Annotated in this window: 2 protein-coding genes; both read right to left on the bottom strand. The window is 56.5% G+C overall.

Annotation, left to right across the window (positions count from 1 at the left end; genetic code table 11):
• A partial coding sequence (locus AC1DRJ_RS30840; protein ID WP_477805442.1) for a carbamoyl-phosphate synthase domain-containing protein occupies positions 1 to 284 on the bottom strand: 284 nt, incomplete at its 3' end.
• A 259-nt stretch (positions 285 to 543) separates the two neighbouring features.
• On the bottom strand, positions 544 to 749 hold a 206-nt coding region (locus AC1DRJ_RS30845; protein ID WP_477805443.1), incomplete at its 5' end, for a dihydrodipicolinate reductase C-terminal domain-containing protein.

Genomic DNA, 749 nt, shown 5'->3' on the forward strand with positions numbered 1-749 from the left:
GTGTTACGCCAGTTGCTCGCAACCAGCGGCAGGTCACGGATGACCAGGCCAGCGGACCAGACGCGGTCGGACTCGGCGTCTTCCGGCGTGGTGCCGGTATTGCCGATGTGCGGGTAAGTCAGGGTAACAATCTGTTGGGCGTAGGAAGGATCGGTAAGGATTTCCTGATAGCCGGTCATTGCGGTGTTAAACACCACCTCACCAACGGTTTGACCGTCGGCTCCAATGGCTTCGCCGCGAAAAATGCTGCCATCAGCAAGGGCGAGTATGGCTGGCTTAGTCAAGAAGACCTCCCGTAAATAAAGCCTGAAAGGGCGATCGCAGGTTGTAAAAAAGCGGAGTGACGTATGGACACGTCACCCCGCTTCTTCACCGAATAATTCTGCGCGCTTTTAGTGGACACACTAAAGCTGTAGCTTACAGAAAAAGGCATTTTTGGTCTACCGCCAATGAGCCTGAAAGKCTGGAGAATGCGACAGGTCGTCGCTTGGCGGGGTAAAACCGGGCTCAAACGCAAGGCTTGAACCCGATTTCGGGTACATCTTAACGCAGATCGAGCACGTCTTGCATGTCGTAAAGACCAGCCTCACGACCATCCARCCACAACGCAGCACGCACCGCGCCCTTGGCGAAGGTCATGCGGCTGGACGCCTTGTGGGTGATCTCGACACGCTCACCGTCGGCAGCGAACAGCACCGTGTGATCACCCACGATGTCACCGGCACGCACGGTGGCGAAGCCAATTGTCT

The sequence above is a fragment of the Pseudomonas sp. P5_B2 genome (genome assembly GCF_056400445.1).